This is a genomic window from Microbacterium sp. NPDC087592, assembly GCF_044743585.1.
Taxonomy (GTDB): Bacteria; Actinomycetota; Actinomycetes; order Actinomycetales; family Microbacteriaceae; genus Microbacterium.
In genome coordinates this window covers 574,385-594,517 of the sequence record NZ_JBIUWT010000002.1, presented here as the reverse complement: position 1 = coordinate 594,517, position 20,133 = coordinate 574,385, and the positions used below count along the sequence as shown (strand labels likewise).

Annotated in this window: 19 protein-coding genes; 3 read left to right on the top strand and 16 right to left on the bottom strand. The window is 68.3% G+C overall.

From position 1 onward, the window contains the following. Window positions 1-26 precede the first annotated feature (26 nt). The 4 genes from ACIOTO_RS15785 to efp form a co-directional block, all read right to left on the bottom strand. Window positions 27-1,604 carry a Rieske 2Fe-2S domain-containing protein gene (locus ACIOTO_RS15785; protein WP_105709954.1) on the bottom strand — a complete coding sequence of 526 codons (1,578 nt, stop codon included), beginning with the start codon at window positions 1,602-1,604 and terminating at the stop codon, window positions 27-29. 81 nt (window positions 1,605-1,685) lie between these two features. Further along, window positions 1,686-4,643, bottom strand: coding sequence for a DEAD/DEAH box helicase (locus ACIOTO_RS15780; RefSeq protein WP_400858531.1), 2,958 nt, complete (start codon window positions 4,641-4,643; stop codon window positions 1,686-1,688). A gap of 46 nt (window positions 4,644-4,689) precedes the next feature. Next, window positions 4,690-5,100: a transcription antitermination factor NusB gene (gene nusB / locus ACIOTO_RS15775; protein ID WP_029263345.1), complete on the bottom strand. Its 411-nt coding sequence runs from the start codon at window positions 5,098-5,100 to the stop codon at window positions 4,690-4,692. Window positions 5,101-5,103: 3 nt separating this feature from the next. Beyond that, window positions 5,104-5,664 carry an elongation factor P gene (efp, locus tag ACIOTO_RS15770; RefSeq protein ID WP_029263344.1) on the bottom strand — a complete coding sequence of 187 codons (561 nt, stop codon included), beginning with the start codon at window positions 5,662-5,664 and terminating at the stop codon, window positions 5,104-5,106. A 62-nt stretch (window positions 5,665-5,726) separates the two neighbouring features. Between efp and ACIOTO_RS15765 the strand changes: the two genes are divergently transcribed. Beyond that, on the top strand, window positions 5,727-5,891 hold the full coding sequence (locus tag ACIOTO_RS15765) for a hypothetical protein (protein WP_400858530.1): 165 nt from the start codon (window positions 5,727-5,729) through the stop codon (window positions 5,889-5,891). Here ACIOTO_RS15765 and aroQ read toward each other — a convergent pair. From aroQ to ACIOTO_RS15710, 11 genes are all read right to left on the bottom strand, one after another. Next, window positions 5,878-6,312, bottom strand: coding sequence for a type II 3-dehydroquinate dehydratase (gene aroQ / locus ACIOTO_RS15760; protein ID WP_029263343.1), 435 nt, complete (start codon window positions 6,310-6,312; stop codon window positions 5,878-5,880). The genes ACIOTO_RS15765 and aroQ overlap by 14 nt on opposite strands. Next, complete coding sequence (aroB, locus tag ACIOTO_RS15755; protein WP_400858529.1) at window positions 6,309-7,397, bottom strand: 3-dehydroquinate synthase; 1,089 nt, start codon at window positions 7,395-7,397, stop codon at window positions 6,309-6,311. The genes aroQ and aroB overlap by 4 nt, the downstream gene beginning before the upstream one ends. Further along, window positions 7,394-7,915: a shikimate kinase gene (locus ACIOTO_RS15750; protein WP_400858528.1), complete on the bottom strand. Its 522-nt coding sequence runs from the start codon at window positions 7,913-7,915 to the stop codon at window positions 7,394-7,396. Before ACIOTO_RS15750 ends, aroB begins: the two co-directional genes overlap by 4 nt. After that, window positions 7,899-9,128: a chorismate synthase gene (gene aroC / locus ACIOTO_RS15745; protein WP_105709960.1), complete on the bottom strand. Its 1,230-nt coding sequence runs from the start codon at window positions 9,126-9,128 to the stop codon at window positions 7,899-7,901. The genes ACIOTO_RS15750 and aroC overlap by 17 nt, the downstream gene beginning before the upstream one ends. Before the next feature lie 60 nt (window positions 9,129-9,188). Continuing rightward, a complete protein-coding gene (locus ACIOTO_RS15740) occupies window positions 9,189-10,001 on the bottom strand; it encodes a shikimate dehydrogenase family protein (RefSeq protein ID WP_400858527.1) in 813 nt (270 codons plus the stop codon). 4 nt (window positions 10,002-10,005) lie between these two features. After that, window positions 10,006-11,526 (bottom strand): endolytic transglycosylase MltG, encoded by a 1,521-nt coding sequence (gene mltG, locus ACIOTO_RS15735; protein WP_400858526.1) that lies wholly within the window; start codon window positions 11,524-11,526, stop codon window positions 10,006-10,008. A gap of 2 nt (window positions 11,527-11,528) precedes the next feature. After that, window positions 11,529-12,002, bottom strand: a complete 474-nt coding sequence (ruvX, locus tag ACIOTO_RS15730) for a Holliday junction resolvase RuvX (protein WP_105709963.1) — start codon at window positions 12,000-12,002, stop codon at window positions 11,529-11,531. Next, a complete protein-coding gene (alaS, locus tag ACIOTO_RS15725) occupies window positions 11,999-14,659 on the bottom strand; it encodes an alanine--tRNA ligase (RefSeq protein ID WP_400858525.1) in 2,661 nt (886 codons plus the stop codon). Before alaS ends, ruvX begins: the two co-directional genes overlap by 4 nt. A 55-nt stretch (window positions 14,660-14,714) precedes the next feature. After that, window positions 14,715-14,903 carry a hypothetical protein gene (locus ACIOTO_RS15720; protein WP_029263335.1) on the bottom strand — a complete coding sequence of 63 codons (189 nt, stop codon included), beginning with the start codon at window positions 14,901-14,903 and terminating at the stop codon, window positions 14,715-14,717. Window positions 14,904-15,028: 125 nt separating this feature from the next. Further along, window positions 15,029-15,658 carry a 30S ribosomal protein S4 gene (gene rpsD / locus ACIOTO_RS15715; protein ID WP_029263334.1) on the bottom strand — a complete coding sequence of 210 codons (630 nt, stop codon included), beginning with the start codon at window positions 15,656-15,658 and terminating at the stop codon, window positions 15,029-15,031. A gap of 182 nt (window positions 15,659-15,840) precedes the next feature. Then, entirely contained in the window at window positions 15,841-17,229 is a 1,389-nt protein-coding gene (locus ACIOTO_RS15710) for a replication-associated recombination protein A (RefSeq protein WP_105709965.1), read from the bottom strand. Window positions 17,230-17,333: 104 nt separating this feature from the next. On the opposite strand from ACIOTO_RS15710, the gene ACIOTO_RS15705 reads away from it, so the two are divergent. Beyond that, window positions 17,334-17,630, top strand: coding sequence for a hypothetical protein (locus ACIOTO_RS15705; RefSeq protein WP_400858524.1), 297 nt, complete (start codon window positions 17,334-17,336; stop codon window positions 17,628-17,630). A 22-nt stretch (window positions 17,631-17,652) separates the two neighbouring features. Here the strand turns inward: ACIOTO_RS15705 and ACIOTO_RS15700 are convergent, their stop codons facing one another. Next, entirely contained in the window at window positions 17,653-18,891 is a 1,239-nt protein-coding gene (locus ACIOTO_RS15700; protein ID WP_400858523.1) for an NAD(P)/FAD-dependent oxidoreductase, read from the bottom strand. 257 nt (window positions 18,892-19,148) lie between these two features. Here ACIOTO_RS15700 and ACIOTO_RS15695 point away from each other — a divergent pair, with 257 nt between their 5' ends. Next, window positions 19,149-20,072: a formate/nitrite transporter family protein gene (locus ACIOTO_RS15695; protein ID WP_400858522.1), complete on the top strand. Its 924-nt coding sequence runs from the start codon at window positions 19,149-19,151 to the stop codon at window positions 20,070-20,072. Window positions 20,073-20,133: the final 61 nt, after the last annotated feature.

Genomic DNA, 20,133 nt, shown 5'->3' with positions numbered 1-20,133 from the left:
TATCGGAGCGATGAGGCTCCCGAGGGTCAGCTGGCCTCTTGCAGCACCGGGTCGGTGACGTCGTCGATCTTCGACGAACGGATCGCGTGACCTGCGGTGGAAAGACAGCGCCCGGTCTTCAGATCCCACTTCCAGTCGTGCATGCTGCACGTGAGGATCCCGTCTTCGTCGACCGTGCCGGTGCGGGTGAGGTCTGCGCGCAGGTGCGGGCAGCGACGCTGAACGACCCAGTCACCGATCTCGGTGTCTTCGGTCTGGTCGGTCTGCTCCTGATACCAGTTCTCGACGTACTCGATGCGGTCGACCGAGAGGCACTTGAGGAACGTGGTGAGGAACTCGTTGAACTTGCCGCTGCGGCCCACGGAGAACTGCATCGAGAGGAAGATCGAGTTCGACCAGTCGATCTCGTGGTCGACGATGTTGGTCGACACCAGATCGGCGGGGATGGTGTACCAGTACACGCACTCTTCGCCCGCGTACTCGCGGACCTTCGCGCGCGGAAAGTCGACGACCATGTCGAGCTCGCCGATGCGGAAGCGCACGCAGCCACCGACGCCGAGCCGGATCGTGCGGGACTTCTTCAGCAGCGGCTCCCACCACGTCTTGAGGGCTTCGAGCATCTCCGCGGGCGGGATGATCTCGGCGCGAGAGGCCTCCTCATCGCGGATCTCCTGCTGTCGGCTCGCGCGCTGCTCCTCGAGGTAGTCCCACTTCTCATCGAAGATGTGCGCGATCTCGGCCTCGGTGTAGAGGGTCTGCTCACTCGTGACTGCTCCCCCATCGACCGTGACCACGGTGCCGGGGATGAAGAGCTGGCCGTCGTACTGCGGCGCGAGTTCCTTCATGTGCGCGAGGAACTGCTTCTGATCCGTGAAGATAGACTCGCCGTTCTTGCCGAGCCCGTTGAAGTCGAACAGGTCGTCGCGGAGGAACATGGGCGGGCCGGCCATCGGGAAGACGTGCGGGGCATCGACCTTCTCGATGTAGTACATGGCGCGCTTGTTCTGCGCCTCGCGCTTGAGCCGAGCGAAGTTCTGCTTGGCATCCAGCGGCAGGTCGTAGACCATGGGCCACCAGATCGCACCGGAGACCTGGGTGAAGTACGCGTCGGGCTTCCCGAAATCGAGCAGCTTCTCGAGGTCGAGCGGGTGCGAGTCGTTCTGGTTGAGCACCGAGCCGGTACCGTCGTCGACGCTCAGGGAGGAGTCACCGATCGGACCGTCGCTGGGCGCGCGCAGCGGCGTGATCATCATCTTGAGCTCGCCGCGCTCGATGACCCGACCGGCGGGCGCGTAGGTGATGTTCGTGTAGCCGAGGGCCCGGATGTCCTTCTCGAGGTCATCGGTCGGGTACTCCGGAAGCAGCACCTCGATGTCCTTGCGGATGTAGCGCTCGAGCAGCTTCGGGTCGAAGTGGTCGCGGTGGCGGTGCGAGATCCAGAGGAAGTCGGCCTCACGCCCGAAACGCTCCCAGTCGAGTCCTCGGTTGTCGGGGAACGGGAACCAGGATCCGTAGAAAGAGGGCCCGAGGACCGGGTCGCAGATGATGTTCCCGCCCAAGGTCTCGATGAACATCCCGGCGTGGCCGAGTCCCGTGATCCGCATTGCATTCCTCCCGAAAGTGAACCGTTCGATTGTACCGAGGGCTCCCTGTGGGCCCGGTCGACCTCGCCGTGAGTATTCCGGTCAGGCGTCGAAGAGCCCGCGGATGTCCTCGGCGGAGAGCGACTGCGCGAACAGTGCCTCGTCGTCCAGCACCGCCGTGAACAGGCGGGCCTTCCGACGCTGGAGTTCGAGCACCTTCTCCTCGATCGTGCCCGTGGCGATCATGCGGTAGACGAACACCTGGCTCTCTTGCCCGATGCGGTGCGTGCGGTCCACGGCCTGCGCCTCGGCAGCCGGGTTCCACCACGGATCGAGCAGGAACACGTAGTCGGCCTCGGTCAGGGTGAGTCCGAATCCGCCGGCCTTCAGGCTGATGAGGAACACCGGCTGCTCCCCCGATGTGAAGCCCTCGACAACCTTCTGGCGGTGCCGCGTCGAGCCGTCCAGATGCGCATACGGGATGCCTGCGGCATCGAGGCGCGCCGCGGCCATGTCGAGGAACGATGTGAACTGGCTGAACACCAGAGCCCGATGGCCCTCGGCCTGCAGCTCGATCACGCGCTCGAGTAACACGTCGAGCTTGCGCGAGCCGATCTTCGCGTCTTCGGGATCGATCAGTCCGGGGGCCAGGCTGAGCATGCGCATCAGCGTCAGGGAGCGGAACACGATGAAGCGGTTGCGGTCGAGGTCTTCCAGCAGTCCCAGCACCTTCTGCCGCTCGCGCTGCAGGACGACCTCGTAGAGCGCCCGGTGGGAGGAACTCAGCTCGACTTCGAGGATCTGCTCCTGTTTCGCCGGCAGCTCCGGCGCGACGAGTTCTTTCGTGCGCCGCAGCAGGAGCGGGCGGATGCGGCGGCGCAGCCGTTCGAGTCGACGCTGCCGATAGGCGCCGCCCTCCTCGTTCTCGGGGACCTTGCCCTGCTCGATCGGCTGGATGTAGTCCTCGCGGAACTTCCGAGCCGAGGCGAAGAGGCCCGGCGCCGTCAGCTTGAGCAGGGCCCACAGCTCGCTGAGGCTGTTCTCCATCGGGGTTCCGGTGACCGCGAAGGTGACGTCCGCGCGGAACGTCGCGACCGCGCGGTGCAGCTTGGTCTCGGGATTCTTGACGAACTGGGCTTCATCGAGGATGAGCCCGGCCCACTCGACACCGGCGTACACGTCTTCGTCGAGCCGTGCGACCGCATAGGTCGTGATCACGAGGTCGATGTCCCGCAGCGAGTCCGTCAATGGCGGCCCCTGCGTGCTCGCCCTGACCTGCACGCGCAGCGCCGGCGCGAATCGTGCGGCCTCGCTGCGCCAGGTCGCGAGGACAGACGTGGGCACGACGACGAGGAACGGTCGCCGCTCCCCCGCTTCGCGCGCGTGCATGATGAGCGCCAGCAGCTGCAGCGTCTTGCCGAGGCCCATGTCGTCGGCGAGGATGCCGCCGAGACGGTGCGCCCAGAGAAAGGCGAGCCAGTCCAAACCCTCTTTCTGATAAGGGCGGAGTTCGGCCGTGATTCCCTGCGGCACCGCGACCGCCGGCACGGAACTCGCCCGACGCAGCCCGTCGGCCGTCGCCCGCCATGTCACTGCGGGAAGAGCCTCGTCGGCGAGATCCTCGAACTCCTCCCAGAGATCGGTCTGATGTCGGCTGATCCGTGGACCGGCTTCCCACTCCTCGAGTTCGCCGGCCTCCTCGATCAGTTCGCGGAGGCGGTCGAGCGCCCGGTGATTCAGGGAGAAATAGCCGCCGTCGGAGAGCAGGAGCTTCTTCTTGCCCTTGCTCAATGCGGTGAAGAGGGGTCCGAACGGGATGGTGCGGCCGTCGATCTTCACCAGGACACCGAGATCGAACCAGTCGGGATCAGTGCTCTCGACCGTGGTCACCGTGATCTCGGGCTCGCCCGTGAGCTCGTGATAGCTCTTGCTGCGGCCGGTGACGGTGACGGTGACGCCCTCGGCCTCGAGCGCCGGCACCACTCGGGTGACGAATTCGGCGGCCGCGACGTCGTGGAAAGCCCCGGTGGGCGCGAGCTCCTCCCCCAGTCGTTCCGTCCACACGGCCTGAAGCGCATCCCTGAGCGCATCTTCGGCGACGGTGTCTCGCACCGCATCGGAACTCGGCGTGAAAGGCACGAGTCCGAACCCGCGGTAGTCCCACGCGAACGAATACTTGACGGTGTCGCCCCGCTGGAAGGACAGCTCCACCACGGCACGGGGCGCCGGAAGAGGAGGCAGCTCGACCCGACCGACCGGCCGCACATCGATGCGACGAGCCAGCAGCGGGTAGGCATCACGGAAGAATGCCGCCTCGTCACCGGCAGGCACCTCGAGGCCCTCGCCGGCGCCGAGCAGGGCGTGCACCGGGCGGCTGATCGCCACCTCGGCCAGCGTGACACGGAGCTTCGTGCCGCGTTGTGCGACCTCGTACAGACCACTGTGCCCGATCGGATGCACGGCGAGCGGGTCGACCTCGCGGCCGTCGATCGTGACGGCCGGGTGCACGATGAGGCCACCGCCCTCGCGTCCGACGGTGGCGCCGATCGATGCGCGCTCCGCGAGCACGACGGTCGTGCTCTTCTGGGCGGCGACGAGGGGGATGCCGACGTCAGCCGCGGCACGCAGATGCCCCCAGAGCAGGCCGGACTCGATCAGGTCGGCGACCAGCCAGTCGCCGGCCGTGCCCGACAGAAGAGTGTCGCGCGCGATGCTGAGCAGATCGGCGAACCACCGCGACCGGTCGCGTCCGTACTGCGTGGGCGAGCGGCGGACGGCGTCCCACGATGCCGTGCCCTGCACCCAGGCGCCGGTGGACGCACTCTTCTCGAGCGGCCGGATGCCGAGCAGGATCTCGCCGGTACGTTTCGCCACGTCGCGCGCGGTCGCCGTGCGCTGCGGGCGGGACGCCCACGGGTTCGCGCCTCGGCCGTCGCGCAGCCGCAGTTCCACGCCGAGTGCGAGTGGAGTTTCTGCGTCGTCGCGCGGAGAACCGAGAATCGACCGCCAGTCCGCGGATGACGAGCCCTCCGAGCGGGACGGATCGGACGCGAGGGACATGCCCCCATCCTCTCCGACACCACCGACAGTGCCTCGCGGCGGACGATCAGGCGGAGCGGGCTACCCGCGCGAGGACGCCGTGCACGAACGCGCCGGAGTCGTCGGTCGAGAACTCCTTGGCGAGCTCCACGGCCTCGTCGATCGCCACGGCCGTCGGAACCTCGTCGTTGTAGAGGATCTCCCACACCGCGATGCGGAGCAGCGCGCGGTCGACCGCGGGCATCCGCTCGAGCTTCCAGTCGCGGCTGTGCGTCGTGATCTGCTCATCGATCTCGTCGCGCTGGTCGATGATGCCGTCGACGATCTCGCGGGCGTAGAGCCAGGAGGCCTCACGTGCAGGCTCGCTGGCCGCACGCTTCGCCTCGGCCGCCAACGTCACGGCGATGTCATCCCCGCGCACATCGGCGGAGAACAGGATGTCGAGAGCGCGCTTGCGCGCCTTCGTCCGGGCGCTCACGCCTTACTTCTCGCGGCCGAGGTAGTCACCCGTGCGGGTGTCGACCTTGACCTTGGTGCCGGTCTCGACGAACAGCGGCACCTGGATCTCGTAGCCGGTCTCGAGCGTCGCGGGCTTGGTGCCGGCCGACGAGCGGTCGCCCTGCAGGCCCGGCTCGGTGTAGGTGATCTCGAGGATCACGGATGCCGGGAGGTCGATGTACAGCGGGTTGCCGTTGTTCAGGGCGATGGTCACGGCCTGGTTCTCGAGAAGGAAGTTCTTCGCGTCGCCGACAGTGGCGGCGCCGACCGTGATCTGGTCGAAGTCGGTCTGATCCATGAAGACGTAGCCGTCGCCGTCGGTGTACAGGTACGTGTAGTCGCGGCGGTCGACGTTCTCGATCTCGATCTTCGCGCCCGCGTTGTACGTGCGGTCGACGACCTTGCCGGAGACGACGTTCTTCAGCTTCGTGCGCACGAACGCGCCACCCTTGCCGGGCTTGACGTGCTGGAACTCGATGACGCTCCAGAGCTGCCCGTCGATGCTGAGGACGACGCCGTTCTTGATGTCTGCGGTAGATGCCATGCGCTGCGAGTTCCGTTCGTGTGTCTGCGGGTTCGGACGAGGCCGACAGTCGAGTCTAAGGGATGAGCGGCCGGACCCCCGCACGGCCCATGCCGTGGATCAGCCCCGCCCACGAGAACGTAGGCCCGCAGCACCGCCTCGCACGCCCCGTGAACGTCATCCGTTTCGGCGCTCAGCTGATGGCCATCGCGGTGGACGGCGACTCCGTTTCGATCAGAGGTGCGTGACCAGTTCGCGCACGGCGTCGGCATATCCGTCGACGCCGCGTCCGACGATGCGGACCACGGCGACATCATGCAGGTAGGAGTGGTGGCGGAACTCCTCGCGCGCGTACACATCGGAGATGTGCACCTCGGCAAACGGCAGCGACACACCCGTCAGCGCGTCCCGCAGCACCACGGAGGTGTGCGTGAGGCCGCCGGGGTTGATGACGATGGCCGTGCAGTCCTCGCGGGCGGCATGGATGGCGTCGATCAGGACGCCCTCGTGGTTGCTCTGCACCGCGCGCACCTCGAAGTCGAACTCGGCGGCGGCGGCGGCGGTGATCCGCTCCACATCAGCGAGCGTCGCCGTGCCGTAGACCTCGGGTTCGCGCGTGCCCAGCAGGTTCAGGTTCGGGCCGTTGACCAGGAGGATGCGGCGGGTCACGCACCCACCTCCTGGTAGGCGGCGAACATCAGCGACTCGTCCGGGGCCTGCAGCACGGTGGGCTTGGCGATGTCATCGAGCAGGATGAAACGGAGCATCCCGCCGCGGCTCTTCTTGTCGCGCTGCATCGTGGCGAGCAGTTGCGGCCACGCTCCGGCGCGGTACGACGTGGGAAGCCCCAAAGAGTCGAGGACGGTGCGGTGGCGTTCGGCCGCGTCGTCGGAGAGCCGGCCCGCGAGGCGAGAGAGCTCCGCGGCGTACAGCATCCCCACCGAGATCGCCGCACCATGCCGCCAGCGGTACCGCTCGGCGTGCTCGATCGCGTGCCCGAGGGTGTGTCCGTAGTTCAGGATCTCGCGGAGACCCGCCTCGCGGAAGTCGTCGGAGACCACCTCCGCCTTCATACCGATAGCCAGCTCGATCGCACGACGGAATTCGTCGGTGGTCGTATCCACCGCGCGGACGGGGTCAGCCTCGATGATGTCGAGGATCTCCGGTGCCCAGATGAAACCGGCCTTGACCACCTCGGCGAACCCTGCCGTCGCCTCGTTCGGGCTGAGACTGGCGAGCTCGTCGAGGTCGCCGATCACGGCGCTGGGCGCCCAGAACGCGCCGACGAGGTTCTTGCCCTCGGCGGTGTTGACGCCCGTCTTTCCGCCGACCGCGGCGTCGACCAGTCCGAGCACGGTGGTGGGTACCTGGACCAGCTGCACACCGCGCAGCCAAGTCGCCGCGACGAAACCGGCGAGATCGGTCACCGCTCCCCCGCCGTAGCCGACGACGGCGTCGCTGCGGGTGAAGTCCGCCTGCCCCATCACCTGCCAGCAGAATGCGGCCACTTCGATGCGCTTGCCCTGCTCCGCGTCCGGGATCTCGGCGAGAAGCACTTCGCGCGGCCCCTCGGCGGTGTCGGCGAGCAGACGGTCGCGCAGCTCGGCCGCGCGCGCCGCGAGCGTCGGCGGGTGCACGACCAGGATCTTGCGCACACCCGGCGCGAGGGCAGCGGAGACCTGCTCGAGGATCCCCCGCCCGATCGTGATGTCGTAGGCATCGTTCCCGGTGACGCTGATGGTCGTCGTGCTCATCGCTGCTCTCTCCTCCATGTCACGATGTCGTCCGCGATCCTCTGCATCGGACGACGTGAGGTGTCGAAGGTCGTCCAGGCGACCTCGGCGTACCACCTCCGGCGTTCCTCGAAGATCTTCTTCCAGCGCTCGACCGGATCCTCCTCGCCCGCCAGCAGCGGACGATTGCTGCCGCGCAGGCGGTCGGCCACCGCATCGACGCTCACGGTCAGGAAGACGACCGGTTGATCCTTGAGCAGATCGCGCGTGTCGGCCTGCGTCACCGCTCCGCCACCGAGGGAGATCACGCCGCCCTCGGAGAGCGCGTCCGCCACCGCTGCCCGTTCCAGGTCTCGGAAGTGCGCCTCGCCGTGCTCCGCGAAGATGGCGGGGATCGGCCCGTGAGCGGCGACGATGCGCTTGTCGGTGTCGACGAAGGCGACTCCCAATCGCCGCGCGACGCGTCGACCGACGCTGGTCTTGCCGGCGGCCATCGGGCCGACCAGCACCAGCGTCAGCGGGTCAGCCTCGCTCGTCATGCGCGATGAGCGCCGCCTCGGACGCGGGTGTGGTGCGCAGCTCTGCCGGGATGCCGTCGAGGTACCCGTCGAGGTTGCGACGCGTCTCACGGATGCTGTCGCCGCCGAACTTCTCCAGCACGGCGTTCGCCAGCTCGACCGCGACCATGGCCTCGGCGACCACACCCGCCGCGGGAACCGCGCACACGTCGGAGCGCTGGTGGTGGGCGGTCGCGTCGTCGCCGGTCGCGATGTCGATGGTGCGCAGCGCGTGCGGCACCGTGGCGATCGGCTTCATGCCGGCACGCACGCGCAGGACGGTTCCCGTGGACATACCGCCCTCGGTGCCGCCGGCGCGGTCGGAGCCGCGCGTGATGCCGTCAGCGGTCGCGAACAGCTCGTCGTGCGCCGCCGAGCCACGACGGCGCGTGGTCTCGAATCCGTCGCCCACCTCGACGCCCTTGATCGCCTGGATGCTCATCAGTGCCTGGGCGAGACGGGCGTCCAAGCGGCGATCCCAGTGCACATGCGAGCCGAGCCCCGGCGGGAGGCCGTACGCCAGCACCTCGACGATGCCTCCGAGCGTGTCGCCGTCCTTCTTCGCGTCATCGACCTCGGCGACCATGAGTGCCGACGTCGCGGCGTCGAAGCAGCGGAGCGGATCGGCGTCCAAGGCGTCCACGTCGTCCGGCGTCGGAAGAGCAGAGCCCGGAGGAACCTGCACCGGACCGATCGAGAGCGTGTGGCTGACCAGACGGATGCCGAGCTCGCCGAGGAACGAACGGGCGATGGCGCCGAGAGCGACGCGTGCCGCCGTCTCGCGCGCGCTCGCACGCTCGAGGATCGGACGCGCCTCGTCGAAGTCGTACTTCTGCATGCCGACGAGGTCGGCGTGCCCCGGGCGTGGCCGCGTGAGCGGAGCGCTGCGCCCACGGGACTTGTCGGTGAGCTCGACGGGTTCGGGGTTCATGACCTCGATCCACTTCGGCCACTCGGTGTTGCCGATGCGCAGGGCGATCGGGCTGCCCAGGCTCTTTCCGTGGCGGACGCCGCCCGAGAGGGTCAGCTCATCCTGCTCGAACTTCATGCGCGAGCCGCGGCCGTAGCCCAGCTTTCGACGGGCGAGATCGGCCTGGATGGCCTCGGAGGAGACAGGGACGCCGGAGGGCAGACCCTCCATGACGGCGATGAGTTCTGGGCCGTGGGATTCGCCGGCCGTGAGCACGCGGAGCATTGCTCCAGTCTCCCACGGGTTCGGACCCCCGCTGCGCCGCGTTTCGTCCTGCGAGTCGGGTCAGAGCGCGGCGCGCATGGCGGCAACGACCGAGTCCTCATCCGGTAGCTCGATGCGGGGGTCACCGTGATGGAAGATGCGGATCTGACGCACGGCCTGGTGCAGCAGCATGCCGAGTCCGGAGATCACCGCGCCATCCCCCCAATGCGCCGCGAGAGCCGAGGGCCACGGCGCGTACGCGGCGTCGAAGAGCGCTCCCCCGCTCGCTGCCAAGGCCGTCGAGGTGTCGACGGGGAGTGCGGTCCCACTCGGCAGCGTGGCGATCGTGAGGTCGGCGGACGCGGTCGGCCCATCGAGCGGCTGCGCCTCCACCACGACGTCGATGCGCGCTCCGAGCGCCACCAGCCCCGCCGCTCGTTCGGGTCGTCGGGCATGCACGACCACCCGGGTCGCACCCAGCTCCGACGCCGCCACGAGCGCGGAGGCAGCCGTGGCGCCGGCCCCGAGGATGCGGACCGTTCCCGCCTCGGTCACCCCGGCCTCGGCCAGTGCGTCGACGATCCCTCCGACGTCGGTGTTGAAACCCGCGGGTGCGTCCCCGAGCAGCAGAGTGTTGACGGCGCCGGTGAGCTCGGCGTGGGCGTCCCTCGTCTCAGCGGCGCGAAACGCCTCCTCCTTCAACGGCATGGTCAGCGAGAGACCGCGCCAGGAGTCGTCGAGTCCTCGGAGCGCCCCCGCGAATCCGTCGGCGGTGACCTGACGGCGCCCGTACTCCCAGTCCATGCCCAGCACGCGGTAGGCCGCGGCGTGCAGGTCCGGTGACTTGGAGTGCGCGATCGGGTCGCCCCAGACCGCCAGACGGGTACCTGTCACCGTCTCAGCAGCCCGCGTCGGGGTTTTCCCGGCACCACGCGCGCCACTTCTCGATCCCCTGTTCGTGCTCGGACATGGTCTCGGAGAACTGCGTCTCCCCGGTTTCGAGGTTGATCGTGACGAAGTACAGCCAGGGACCGTCCGCCGGATGCATGGCGGCATCGATGGCAGCGTCGCTCGCGCTCGAGATCGGGGTCGCGGGGAGTCCTTGGCGCTTATAGGTGTTCCACTCGTTGTCGCTCTCGAGCGCCTCCTTGGAGCTCGAGACGACACCCTCGTGCAGCGATCCATAACCGTACTGGGCTGTCGAGTCCATCTGCAGCAGCATGTCGATATCCAGACGGTTCTGGATGACTCGCGACACCTTCGCGAAGTCGTCCAGTCGGCCTTCACGCTGGATGATCGAGGCGATCGTCAGCACGCGCTGCGCGTCTTCGGGCGGCACTCCTGCCTCATCGAGCGCTTGGCGGGTGCGGTCGACCATCCGCTGGATGACCTGCGTCGGGGTGACCTCAGGGTCGAAGGTGTACACGGCCGGGAACAGCCAGCCTTCGAGGCTACGCGCGTCGACGCCGTACTGCGACGGGTCCTTGACGGCCGCCTCGAAGTCGGCGAGCGGGAGGCCGAGAGTCTCGGCCATGCCGGGCAGCGACGAGACGATCGTCGCGCCCTCGCCGACCGACACCGTGTTCTCGAGCTTGTTGGCCTCATCCTCGAGAGCGGCGAGAGCAGCCTCGGCCGTCATCTTCTGCTGCAGGCGGTACACACCGGGGTAGAACGTCGGGTTGATGCCCTCATCGACCAAGTAGTCGTAGAACACATCCTCGGTCTTCGTGACGCCCGCTTCGTGGAGAGCGATCGAGACCGGCCCGCCGGTGTCGCCTTCCTTGATCGTGACCAGTGCTTCGCCGGTCGCCTGCCCTGGTTCCCAGTCCTTCGACGGCCCCCAGCCCATGGCCTCGCTGATCCTGTCACCGTAGGTGTTCGCCACCCAGACGCCGGCTCCCGCGAGCCCGCCGACGATTGCGAGGACGATGATCAGCGCGATCAGGCATCCCTTGCGACGCTTCTTCTTCGGCGTGGCGTCGACGTGATCGTCGTGCGGGGCGAAGAGATCGTCGAGCCCGCCGCCGATCACGGGCTCCGGCGCCGCGGCCGGCGCCGCGGATGCTGCCGGCGGCCGGGTCACGGGAACGGCTCGCGTCGGCGTATCGCCCGCGTCCACGGAGTCGGCCGAGTCGCGCACAGGGGTCGGCGACGGGGACTCGCGGTTCGCCGCGGCCGCCTCGTCGGCGGACGCACGGACCGGCACGGGCGATGGCTGCAGATGGTCACCCGATGCGCCGTTCGTGGGCGCCGTGGCATCCCCCGAGGCGGCTTCACGAGCCGCACGACGCGAACCCGGAGCGGGCGCACTGTTGTCGACCGTCGGAATCTGCGTGGTCGGCTCCGGAAGGTTCTCGAACAGCTCCCCCAGGCGGGAGTCTGCGTCATGCCGCGGCGTTTCGTTGTCGCGTTCGGACATCGTCAGGCGTGCTCCTCGTCAGGCGAGATGGCCGCACCGGCCGGGTTTCCGGTGCTCTTCTCCATATCGATCGCCTGCTGCAGAAGCACCACGGCGGCGACCTGATCCACAATGCTACGAGACTTCTTCTGAGATCTCCCGGAACTGCGCAGGGCGGCGTGCGCGGAAACGGTGCTCAGACGCTCGTCGATGAGCCGCACGACGATGCCACTGCGCAGCTGGAGAGCCGCCGCGAACTCCCGTGCGTCCGTTGTCGACGGCGTATCGGCGCCCCGCATGTTCACCGGCAGTCCGACCACGAACTCCAGAGGCTCGTACTCCCCCGCGAGCTGGACGAGGCGATCGATCGACGCCTCGTCCCGCGGGACCGTCTCGACAGGCACGGCGAGCATGCCGTCCGGGTCGCAGCGGGCGACACCGACCCTCGCCCGACCCACGTCGATGCCGAGCCGCACACCGCGGCGGAAGCCGCTCACGCGCCGTGCAGCTCCTGCGAGATGGCCTCGAGAGCCGCGGGAAGAGCCTCGGCGTCCGCGCCGCCGCCCTGCGCGACATCATCGCGTCCTCCGCCACCGCCGCCGAGTACACCGGCGGCGCGCTTCGCGAGCGCACCCGCCTTCGCGCCGGCGGATCGAGCAGCATCGTTCGTCGCCACGACCACGACCGGGCGGCCGTTGACGACCGCCCCCAGGGCGACGACCGCCGCATCGGAGCCGAGCCGATCGCGCACGCCGTTGACGAGGTCGCGCACATCATCGGCAGATGCCACATCGCCGAGGTTGAGTGCTGCCAGTCGGAAGGCACCGACGCGCTTCGCGGCCTCCACGATCGCCGGGATCTGCCCCGCGCGCTCTTTGGACTCGAACTGCGCGATGCGCTTCTCCGCGGCCTTCAGGCTCGCCGTGAGATCGGCGATCCGCTCGGGCAACTGCTCACGGGGCGTCTTCAGCGAGCTGGTGAGCTGCGAGACGATCGCCCGCTCGGCTGCGAGCTCGCGGAAGGCATCGGCGCCGACGAGGGCCTCGATACGGCGGTTGGATGCGCCGACGGACGACTCTCCGACGAGGCTGACCAGACCGATCTCGGCACTCGTGCCCACGTGTGTACCGGCGCACAGCTCACGCGACCAGGGCCCGCCGATGTCGACCATGCGCACGACGTCGCCGTACTTCTCGCCGAACAGCGCCATGGCGCCGGCTTCCTTCGCCTCGTCGAGGGAGACGATGCGCGTGGTCACCTCGAGGGCGTCCTGCACGGCGCGGTTGGTGATCTCCTCGATCTCGCTGCGCGTGTCCGCGGAGAGCGCCTGCGACCACGAGAAGTCGAATCGCATGTAACCCGCGCGGTTCAACGACCCCGCCTGCGTGGCGGTCGGTCCGAGCGTGTCCCGGAGAGCGGCATGCACGAGGTGCGTCGCCGAGTGCGCCTGGCGTGCCGCGCGACGGTTGGCGGCGTCCACGACTGTCGTGGCGACGTCGTCGACCGCGACGCTTCCGCGGGCGACCTCGACGGTGTGGCTGATGAGACCGGGAACGGGCTTCTGCACATCGAGGACCTCGAGCTCGTAGCCCGGTCCGACGATCGTGCCCTTGTCGGCGACCTGACCGCCCGACTCCGCATACAGCGTGGTCTCGCTGAGCACGACCTCGGCGATCTGCCCCTCGGCGGCGCTGCGCACCGGAACCCCGTCGACGAGCAGCCCGATGACACGCGACTCGACCTCGAGCGCCGTGTATCCGTCGAAGCCGGTCTCGCCCAGGGCGCGCAGGTCGCGGTACACCGAGACGTCGGCGAGCTGACGCTTGCGATTGCGAGCGTCGTCCTTGGCGCGCTGGCGCTGCTCCTGCATGAGCGTGTCGAACGCGGTGCGGTCGACCTCGAGCCCGGCCTCTTCGGCAACCTCGAGGGTGAGATCGATCGGGAAGCCGTAGGTGTCGTGCAGCAGGAAGGCCTCGGGACCACTGAGGGTCTTGCCGCCGCCCTTCTTGGTCTCGTCCAGAGCGAGGTCGAGGATCGTCGAACCGGCGACGAGCGTGCGACGGAAGGTCTCCTCCTCCGCGAAGGCCGACGCCGAGAGCACAGACCAGTCCTTCTCGAGCTCCGGGTATGTGGTCTTCATCACGTCGCGCGATGCGGCGAACAGCTCGGGGAACACCGGCTCGTCGACGCCGAGTAGACGCATGGAGCGAACGGTGCGGCGCATGAGGCGGCGGAGGATGTACCCGCGTCCCTCGTTGGAGGGACGAACCCCGTCGGAGAGGAGCATGAGAGAGGAGCGCACGTGGTCGGCGACGACGCGGAAGCGCACGTCGTCCTCGTGCTGCACGCCGTAGGGGCGCCCGGAGAGCTCGACGGCGCGGTCCAGCACCGGACGCACCTGGTCGGACTCGTACATGTTCTCGACGCCCTGCTTGAGGAACGCGACGCGCTCGAGGCCCATGCCCGTGTCGATGTTCTTCATCGGCAGTTCGCCGATGATGTCGAACTCCGTCTTGCTGCGGATGTTCTCGAGGAGGTCCTGCATGAACACGAGGTTCCAGATCTCCAGGAACCGCGAGTCGTCGACGGCCGGGCCGCCGTCCTTGCCGTAGGCCGGACCGCGATCGAAGAAGATCTCGGAGTCGGGGCCACCGGGGCCGGGCTGTCCGGTGTTCCAGTAGTTGTCCGCGCGTCCGAGACGCTGGATACGCTCGGGCTTCAGCCCGATGATGTCGCGCCAGATCGCCTCGGCCTCGTCGTCGGTCTCGTAGACGGTGACCCAGAGGTCCTTCTCATCGAAACCGAGACCGCCGTCGGACTCGGAGCTCGTCAGCAGCTCCCAGGCGTAGCGGATCGCGCCTTCTTTGAAGTAGTCGCCGAACGACCAGTTGCCGAGCATCTGGAAGAACGTGCCGTGACGCGCGGTGCGACCGACCTCTTCGATGTCGTTCGTGCGGATGCACTTCTGCACATCGGCGATGCGCGGATGCGGGGCGGGGACGACGCCCGTGAGGTACGGGATCATCGGCACCATCCCGGCCACCGTGAACAGCAGCGACGGATCGTCGCTGACGAGGGAGGCCGAGGGGACGATGAGGTGGTCGTTCTTCTCGAAGAAGTCGAGGTAACGCTGCGCGATCTCCGCAGTTTTCATAGAGTGCCGGGTGTCCTTGCGTGAAGATGCCGCGCCGTGGCGCTGCTGCGGTGGTTCAGTTGTCGCCCGGCTCCGTGAGCCGTGCCTCCTGCTCGCGGTAGGCGTCGCCGATGAGAGCGGTGAATCCGTTGATCCTGGCGTCGACCTCGGCGAGGATGTCGTGACCGCGCGGGTCCTTGTTCATGAAGTGAGCCGCGACGAAGCCGCCGATCACACCGACCAGGAACCATTGCACGTTCTTCATGTCGTCATCCTTGCCCTTGATCCGCGAAGGCGCGGTGTCACCATCGTATGCCGAAACGACAAGAGGCGTCGGGTCACCCCGACGCCTCTTGCGCTGCTGCTCTCAGAGAACAGCGTGAGCGATGCTCAGCGTGCTGCGTAGTACTCGACGACGAGCTGCACTTCACAGGTCACGGGGACCTCGGCGCGCTTCGGACGACGAACCAGACGCGACTGGAGCTTGTCGAGCTCGACCTCGAGGTAGCCGGGAACGGGCGGCAGAACCTCGGCGTGACCGCCGGCTGCTGCCACCTGGAAGGGCTCGGTGCCCTCGCTCTTGGGCTTGACGTGGATGAGCTGACCCGGCTTCACGCGGAACGACGGGCGGTCGACGAGCTGGCCGTCGACGAGGATGTGACGGTGCACGACGAGCTGGCGAGCCTGTGCGGTGGTGCGGGCGAAGCCCGAACGCACCACGAGAGCGTCGAGACGCATCTCGAGGAGCTCGACCAGGTTCTCACCGGTCAGACCGTCGTGGCGACGAGCCTCGTTGAACGTGTTGCGCATCTGCTTCTCGCGGATGCCGTACTGCTCGCGCAGACGCTGCTTCTCACGCAGACGGACGGCGTAGTCGCTGTCTGCCTTGCGCTTGGTGCGGCCGTGCTCACCCGGAGCGTAGGGACGCTTCTCGAGGTAGCGGGCGGCCTTCGGGGTGAGCGGGATGCCGAGGGCACGGCTCAGACGCACCTTGCGGCGGTCCTGGGACTTCGTAGTCACGAAGCTGTCCTTCCGATGACGTGGTCGCGACTTTCACGACTCACGGACGTATCGTCCGCGTTCTGCCTTGGAGCGCACGCCGGGGCGCCAGCAAGGTGTGGTGTGAACGAGGAGATGCCCGAAAACACGGTTTCGAGCCGCTCAAGTCTAACAGATCGCGGCTCCGCGCCTGATCGCGCGGGTCACCGGTCGCCGAGGATGCGGCGGATGCGCTCCAGTCGCGAACCGATGTCGCGCTCGGCACCCAGGTTCTTCGGCTCGTAGTAGTGCTTACCGTCGAGCTCGTCGGGCAGATACTGCTGCGCCACCACGCCGTACTCGCTGTCGTGCGAGTAGACGTAACCGCGCCCGTGCCCGAGGCGCTTGGCGCCCGGATAGTGCGCGTCGCGCAGGTGCAGCGGCACACGTCCGAAACCTCCGGAGCGGATGTCGGCGATCGCGGCATCGATTCCCACATAGGCGGCGTTGGATTTCGCGGTGGTGGCGAGGTACACGGTCGCCTCGGCAAGCGGGATGCGTCCCTCCGGCATGCCGATGAACGCGACCGCGTCGGCAGCGGCGACCGCGATGACGAGACCCTGAGGGTCGGCCAGACCGACGTCTTCCGACGCGGAGATCACCAGGCGCCGGGCGATGAACCGCGGGTCCTCCCCCGCCTCGATCATGCGCGCGAGGTAGTGCAGCGCCGCATCGGGGTCGGACCCTCTGATCGACTTGATGAACGCACTGATGACGTCGTAGTGCTCGTCGCCCTGCCGGTCGTAGCGCAGAAGCGCCTTGTCGACGGCCTGGGCGACGTCGTCGGCGGAGACCTCCGGTACTGCCGCAGCGGCGTCCGCCTCGGCCGATCCGCTGTCCTCGCCTTCGTCGGAGCCAGCCTCCGCGGAGGATGCGTGCGAGAGGGCGACCGCAGCACCGGCCTCGAGACCCGTCAGCGCGCGCCTGGCGTCCCCCGAGGCGAGCCGGATCAGTGCGGCGCGAGCTTCGGCGCTCAGCGCCACGGCCCCGTTCAGCCCCCGTGCGTCGACGACGGCACGATCCACGAGTACACCGATGTCATCGTCGGTGAGCGGCTGGAGCGTGAGCAGCAGGGAACGGGACAGCAGCGGAGAGATCACCGAGAACGAGGGGTTCTCGGTGGTCGCGGCGATCAGGATCACCCACCCGTTCTCGACGCCGGGCAGCAGAGCGTCTTGCTGCGCCTTCGTGAATCGGTGGATCTCATCGAGGAAGAGGATCGTGGTCTGACCGTAGAGGTCGCGCTGCGTGATCGCCTCCTGCATCACCTCGCGCACGTCTTTGACGCCGGCGGTGATGGCGGACAGCTCGACGAAGCGGCGCCCGGACGAGCGCGCGATCGCCTGCGCAAGCGTGGTCTTTCCGGTGCCCGGCGGCCCCCAGAGGATGATCGAGACCGCTCCGGGCGAAGTCGCCTCCGGATCGGCGAGGGCGACGATGGGAGACCCTGCACGCAACAGGTGCCGCTGCCCCGCGACCTCGTCGAGCGAGATCGGGCGCATGCGCACGGCGAGAGGCGTCTGCCCGGAGAGCAGCGCGGCAGGGGACGTCATCCCTCCAGGCTACCGGCGGCCCCCGACACTTCGGGCGATCGGGCAGCTCCCGGTAGGCTCTCAGGCGACGCTGCGTACCGGCGTCGGAACGGGAGATCCAGGGCATGGCCGCACGCGGTTCCAAGAACTCACAGTCACGCACCGCGGCAGAGCGCGCACGACTGCACACCGCGCGTACCCAATGGCACGAGGGGCAGATCCGGCGCCGCGTCCGGGACAACACGATCGCCGCGATCGTCGGCGGCCTCATCGTCGTCGCCGCGATCGGCAGTCAGGTCGTGCACGCGCAGGTGACCGCACCCGAGCCGACTCCGACGCCGACCGTCGAGCCGACGACTGCTCCCACCGACGCGCCCACGGAGAGCCCGGCACCGCTCCCCTCCGAGAGCCCCGCCGAGTAGCTCCCCGGGCCGACCGCTCTCGCTAACCGCGGCTCGGCAGCACGTAGGACGACGGGTCCGCTTCGAGCCGGGCGCCGACGAGGGTGTGCAGAGCCGGGTACGCCGAAGCGTCGCCGACCAGGATCCCCCCGAGCAGCGTGTGCGCATCACCTGCCAGCACCAGTTTCCGGTACACCCCGGCGACGGGATCCGCGTAGAGCACGTCGACCGCGTCCGGCGTCCGTGCGAGCGCGTCCCCGAAGCTCGCCACATCGACACCCGCCAGGGTGATGGCAGCGGATTCATCGAACCCGGCGAACCTCGCTTCGTGGCCGAGGATGCGCCGCACCGCCACATCGGCCATCTCGCGGGCCGGAGCGACCAGACCGAAGCGGCGCCCGTCGAGGCTGGCGACCTCTCCGATTGCCAGCACCGCCGGATCCGACGTCCGGCAGGCGTCGTCGATGACGATGCCTCCGTAGGGATGAACCGCGATCCCGGCATTGCGTGCGAGCTCGTCGCGCGCGCGCAGCCCGACCGTGAACACGACGACGTCCACACGCTGGAAGGAGCCGTCCTGGAACTCGATCGCCGTGACGACGCCGGATTCGTCCGGGTCGAGCCGTGTCACGCGCGTCCCGGTGCGCACCGCGATCCCCCGCGCCTGCAGATGGCGCTTCACGATGCTTCCCGCGGTGCCGTCGAGCTGCGCCTCCATCAGCCGATCCGCGTACTGCACCACCGTGGCATCGACCCCGATCGCCTGCAAGGCCCCGGCAGCCTCGAGCCCGATGGGGCCTCCGCCGACGACCACCCCGCGCAGATCACGTTCGAGCTCCGACGCGCGTGCGCCCACGAACGCACGGAGCGCCTCGGCATCCTCGACGGTGCGATACGAGAAGCAACCGGGTAGTCCCGCACCCTCGACCACCACCCGACCGGCCGAGGCCCCGGTCGCGAGCACCAGCGTGTCGTAGCGATGCAGGCGACGGGAACGGGTGCGCACGGTCTTCGCCCGCCGGTCGATGTGCAGCACGCGATCGTCGACGACCAACTCGACGCGGTCATCCTCGAACGCGTCGAAGGGCAACGGGAGATCGTCGGCCGACCCGCCGAGGAACAGCTCTCGAAGGCGGGTGCGGTCGTACGGTCGGCGGCCCTCATCGCCGATCACCGTGACCCGCACGTCGTCGCCCGCCCGCTGCATGAGCTGTTCGACGAAGCGCTGCGCGGCCATCCCCGCACCGACGACGACGATCTCGGTGGCGAGCGGATGATTCATCGGTACAGCTCCTGTCGGCGGCGATCGTGCCGTAGCGCTGACGCTATGCGGACTGTGTTTCCCGGATGTCACGCGAGGTGTTTCACGCCGCGAACGATCGCATCACGGATGGATAACGACCGCGCATCTCACACCTCGCTGGAGGGGAAGTGAGAGATTCGCACCACAGACGTAACGTCCGGTGCGGCCCGCGGAAACGAGGCTCCCGCATGCTCGAGTCAGTCGAGCATCCGTGCTCCCGTCCCCGTGGAGGTCCTGTGTCCTACATCAAGCCCGCCGAACTCGCCACACGCATGGTGGATGCCGGCGCCTACAAGCTGCAACTGTCCACCCGCGACACCCTGATCCGCGCCTTCATGGGCGCGGCACTCCTCACGATCGCGGCTGCCTTCGCGGTCACGGTCTCGACACAGACCGGTCAGCCGTTGCTGGGCGCCGTCCTGTTCCCGGTCGGGTTCGTGATGCTGTATCTGCTCGGTTACGACCTGCTCACCGGCGTGTTCACCCTCGGACCGCTCGCTGTGCTCGACCGCCGCCCCGGTGCCACGTTCGGCGCACTGATGCGCAACTGGGGGCTCGTCTTCCTCGGCAACTTCGGCGGTGCCTTCCTGGTCGCGATCCTGATGGCCGTGTACTTCACCTACGGGTTCTCGACCGCGCCCAGTGCCGTGGGCGAGGCCATCAGTGAGATCGGCCACGGGCGCACGGTCGGATACGCGGATCACGGCGCCGCAGGCATGCTGACGCTCTTCATCCGCGGTGTGCTGTGCAACTGGATGGTTTCCACGGGCGTGGTCCTGGCGATGGTGTCGGACAGCACGATCGGCAAGATCGTCGCGATGTGGCTGCCGATCATGCTGTTCTTCTACATGGGCTTCGAGCACTCGATCGTGAACATGTTCCTGTTCCCCTCCGGACTCCTGATGGGCGCCGACTTCACCGTCTGGGATTACCTCGTCTGGAACGAGCTGCCGACGGTCGTGGGGAACCTCGTCGGAGGGCTGCTCTTCGTCGGCCTGCCGATCTACTACACGCACGGCCGCCCGAAGGCTCGGGCCGCCCGCGAAGCGCGTCGCACCGAGCGCCGGTCCCGCGTGGAGGTCGTCACGACGGCCGCAGCGGAGGAGCCGGTGCAGAGCCTCGGCACCAGCGCGGCTGAGCGCGAACCGTCCCGGGTCTGAGGGGAATGCACGCCCGAGAGGGGGCGGATGCGTCGGCATCCGCCCCCTCTCCGTATGCGCT